This window comes from Amycolatopsis sp. NPDC041971 (genome assembly GCF_055588925.1).
Map to the genome: position 1 here is coordinate 1 of NZ_JBVJCE010000045.1, position 4,134 is coordinate 4,134.

Sequence of the window (4,134 nt, forward strand, 5' to 3'; positions counted from 1 at the left end):
CTAACCTTGAAAACAAGGTCTGGGACCTGGTCGAGAACCCCGAGTTCTCCCAGGTCCCAGACCTTTTTTCCATACCCGGACCCCGCACCACCCGTACCCAACCGGACGACACGACCTCGCGGCCCCCGCCACACCGTGTCGTCCGACCAAACACAAGAGTCATCCACCTGAACACACGAATCGCGGAACCACACACCCGTGACCGAACCCGGAACACACGTGACCGAACCCGTGATTCACGTGACCGAACCCGGGACACGCGTGACTGAACCCGTGACTCACGTGACCAGAGACGTCACGGATCCAGACACGCGAGTCACGGGCTCAATCACGCGAGTGACGGGGCTGGTCACGCGAGTGACGGGGTGGTGGGGGGTTACGGGGTCAGGGCGGGGAGGGTTTCGCTCAGGGGGCCGCGGACGACGACGGAAGCCATGGAGTCGTAGGGCGTTTCGGAGCCGTTGCAGATCACCACGTCGGCGCCGGCCCGGGAGGCGACGCTCACCAGTGAGGCGGCCGGCTGCACGCTCAGCGAGGACCCGGCCACCAGCAGGAGGTCGCTCTCGGAGATGGCAGTTCGCGCGGCTCGGAGCAGGTTCTGGTCCAGGTGCTGGCCGAACGACACGGTGGCCGACTTCAGGATGCCGCCGCACACCAGGCACGGTGGATCGGTCTCGCCCGCTCGGACCCGCTCCAGCGTCGAGCGCATGTCCCGGTGATCGTCACAGGACAGGCAGACGGACTCGAACATCGTCCCGTGCAGTTCCAGCACCCGCTCCGGCGCGAAGCCCGCCTTCTGGTGCAGCCGGTCGATGTTCTGGGTGACGATATGCGTCGGCGACAGGCGCTCGAGCGCGTAGTGCGCCGCGTTCGGTAGCGCGTCCCAGCCGGGGTGCACCAGCCGCGCCTGCCACGTCCGTTCGCGTACCTCGCGACTGCCTTGATACGCCTTGAGGTTCGACATCTTCTCCGCGGTCGGATCGCGGGTCCACAGGCCCTGCGGGCCGCGGAAGTCGGGGATCCCCGAATCCGTGGAGATCCCGGCGCCGGTCAGTGCGACGACCCGGCCGGCGCCGGCCACGAGCGAGCGGGCGGTGCTCAGGGTGCTGGTCACCCGCTCATCATGCCTCTAGTTGAGCGCGCTGCCCGCCTGCCAGTCCGCCCAGGACTTCGACCAGTCGCCGTAGAGGTCCCAGACCGGCAGCTGCGGACCGCCGGAGTTGGTCACCTCGACGACGTCGCCGAGCCCCAGGTTCTGGTAGAACCACCGGGCGTTCGCGGCGTTGAGATTGATGCAGCCGTGAGACACGTTCGAGCTGCCTTGCGCTCCCACGCTGTTCGGGTTCTCGTGGACGAATTCGCCGTCGTTGGAGATCCGCAGCGACCACTTCTCGTTCGCCTTGTAGTACCCCGGCTGACCCTGGCAGACGCCGTAGGTGCACGAGTCCATCGTGTAATTCTCGTGTTTGTCCGAAATGACGTGGGCGCCCGAATGTGTGGGCGTGGCGTCCTTGCCCATGGAAATGGGCATCGATTTCGCCAATGTGCCGTTGTGGAAGATCTGCATCTGCTCGGTGTTTCCGTCGGCTTTCGCGATCCAGGAATCGTGCACTTTGTACGTTTCGGTGCGATCGGTCGCGCCGTAGACGCCATTGCCGAAATCGACGCCGTAGATCATCGCCGAAACCTTGAGCGTCGTCCCCGGCTGCCAGTAGGCCTTGGGGCGGTAGTGGACGTTCTTGTCGTCGATCCAGTACCAGGAACCCTCCTGCTTCGGCGTGGACTCCACCGACAGCTTCTTCTCCACCTCGGCCTTGTTCTTCACCGGCTGGCCGAACGCGAACACGATCGGCTGCCCGACGCCGACACCGCCGGACGCGACCGCGGAGGGCGCCGGGATCAGGTTCGGGTTCGCCTGCTGCTTCGGGCTCAGCGTGGAGACCCTGGTCTGCTGTTCGACAGGCTTCCCATCGGCGCCTTGGGCGTGCGCCACGATCTTGTAGGTGCTGCCGTAGCCGAGCGGCTCGGTGGTCTTCCAGCTGAGCCCGTCGCTCGCGAGTTCGCCCTTCACCTGGTTGTCCTTGTCGGCGTTGCCGACGGTGACGTCGATCAGCTTGCCGTGCTCGGCCTTGACCACCACCGGCGTCGCCGGGTTGACGTCGGTCCCGTCCGCCGGGTCGATGGTCACCGAAACCGGGCTCGTGTCCGGCTCGGCGCTGGTGCGGGATGAATTGGTGCCGCCCGAGGACGAACAGGACGAGATCAGCAATACCGCGGTGAGTATTCCGGCCGTCGAAAGTAATGTCTTCTTGGGAAACATATGGGTCTCTCTTTAAAATGTGACCAGTTACGTCGCTCGATCAGCGAAAGGTTCTCTTTCAAAACTACGCGACGAAAAAGACGTGATCGATGCCGGATGGTTGCCTGTCAGGCCACGACGAGACCCGGGGCACCATAAAGTCCGGGGCCATCGACGTTCAATTCACCCAAATAGGTCTTCGCGGCCTCATAAGCCTCGGCCGTGAGTGTCTTGGTGTGGCTGAAGTCCAGCGGGCTGACCCGTACCGGTTTCGGCCCTGGCACGTAGACGACGGGCACTTCGGCCGCGGCGATGGGCGCCTCCAGCACGGCCTGGTTCCGCATGCTGATCATCGCGGTGAACATCATCACCTCGGCGAAGGTCTGTGGGGTGCCGGGCATCTTGCCGGGGAAGGCGCAGTCGAGGACGACGAGCGACTTCGCGCCCATGGCGAGTGCCTGGCGCATCGGCACGTTGGCGACCAGGCCGCCGTCGTAGAGCATGCGCTCCCCGAACGGTACCGGCGGATAGATCCCCGGGATCGCGCAGCTGGCCAGAAGGGGCCCCAGAAGGGGCCCGGAACGGATGAGCAGCGGTTCGGCGGTGTCGACGTCGGTCGCGACGACGCCCAGCGGCAGCGCGAGATCCTCGAACCGGACGCCCTCGCCGATATGCTCGTCGACGATCGCGGCGAGGCCGGTGTTGGGGAACAGGTTGGTCTTGCTGTGCCGCAGGGTCCGCACCTGGCTGAGCACGCCGCCCGGGAAGGCCTCGTGCCGCGTCATCCGCGACCAGATCCGGTCCAGCCGGTCTCCCGACTCACCCCCGAGCGCGAGGACGGCGGCGTTCAGCGAACCCACCGAGGTGCCGACGACGAGGTCGGGCGCGATCCCGTTTTCGGCGACGGCCCGCAGCATCCCGACCTGCATGGCCCCGAGACTGCCTCCACCGCCGAGGACGAAACCGATCGGCTCGGGCAGGTTCAAGGCGGCCATGTCCGGAATCTAGTCCTCCGCGCCGACCTTCGCCGGAATGGCGTCTTCGACCGTGACGGCGGCGAGCGCCTTCTTCTTCTTGTAGCGCAGCAGGAAGAAAACGGCGACACCCACCAGTACCCCGACGATGACCAGGCCACCGGTGTTGAGTACGCCTTCGACCTTCTTGGCGGCCTCGCCGAGGGCGGCGCCGATGCCGATGTGGATGGCCGACCAGCAGGCCGCGCCCGCCGCGGCGGCGGGCAGGAACTTGCGGAACGGCAAGCCCGACGTCCCGGACGCCGCCGGGGTCAGCGTGCGGATCACCGGGAGGAACCGCGCGAAGAACACCGCCCACGCGCCTCGCCGTTCGAGCACACCGGTCGCCTTGTCCCAGGCGTCGAGGCCGTACTTGCGGATCAGCTTCGTCTCGCGCAGGCGCGGGCCGAAGCGTTTGCCGATCGCGTAACCGAGGGAGTCGCCGAGTGCGGCGCAGACTGTCACGACGGCCCACAGGGTCAGGAATCGGGAGACCGACGTCGCGGTCGTGGCCGCGACCAGCAGCCCCGATTCACCGGGCGCGATGAAGCCGAGCCCGATGGTGCATTCGGCGAACACCAGTCCGCCGGTCGCCGCGACCAGTCCCGGTTCCGGGAGATTTTGCAGCCAATTGAGAAGATCGGTTACCAACGCCACCAGGTCACTTTACTGATTCGTGACCTGGTGGGTGGCGATGTCGCGGAGAGGTGACCGGAGTCACCGTGCGAGCAATGAGCTGGCTTCTTGGGCGGCGGGTCCTTCGGCGGCGAGGTGGGCCAGGTTCTCCGACAGTGGCTCGCCGCGGTGGGCCTTCGTCTGCGC

4 protein-coding genes and 1 pseudogene are annotated in these 4,134 nt (G+C 66.3%); all 5 read right to left on the reverse strand.

The features are described from left to right. Positions 1 to 376 precede the first annotated feature (376 nt). Entirely contained in the window at positions 377 to 1,114 is a 738-nt protein-coding gene (locus ACZ6DT_RS40140) for an SIR2 family NAD-dependent protein deacylase (protein ID WP_465605300.1), read from the reverse strand. Positions 1,115 to 1,129: 15 nt separating this feature from the next. Further along, positions 1,130 to 2,320 carry a L,D-transpeptidase gene (locus ACZ6DT_RS40145; RefSeq protein ID WP_465605303.1) on the reverse strand — a complete coding sequence of 397 codons (1,191 nt, stop codon included), beginning with the start codon at positions 2,318 to 2,320 and terminating at the stop codon, positions 1,130 to 1,132. Between the two features lie 107 nt (positions 2,321 to 2,427). Beyond that, on the reverse strand, positions 2,428 to 3,294 hold the full coding sequence (locus ACZ6DT_RS40150) for a patatin-like phospholipase family protein (RefSeq protein WP_465605306.1): 867 nt from the start codon (positions 3,292 to 3,294) through the stop codon (positions 2,428 to 2,430). A gap of 9 nt (positions 3,295 to 3,303) precedes the next feature. Further along, positions 3,304 to 3,969, reverse strand: coding sequence for a DedA family protein (locus tag ACZ6DT_RS40155; RefSeq protein ID WP_465605309.1), 666 nt, complete (start codon positions 3,967 to 3,969; stop codon positions 3,304 to 3,306). 60 nt (positions 3,970 to 4,029) lie between these two features. After that, positions 4,030 to 4,134: pseudogene (locus ACZ6DT_RS40160) on the reverse strand (lipoate synthase); the annotation flags it as partial.

Bases quoted from the DNA above. Each gene is read 5' to 3' on its own strand.
- ACZ6DT_RS40145 (WP_465605303.1), bottom strand. From the start codon at position 2,320: ATGTTTCCCAAGAAGACATTACTTTCGACGGCCGGAATACTCACCGCG.
- ACZ6DT_RS40150 (WP_465605306.1), bottom strand. From the start codon at position 3,294: ATGGCCGCCTTGAACCTGCCCGAGCCGATCGGTTTCGTCCTCGGCGGT.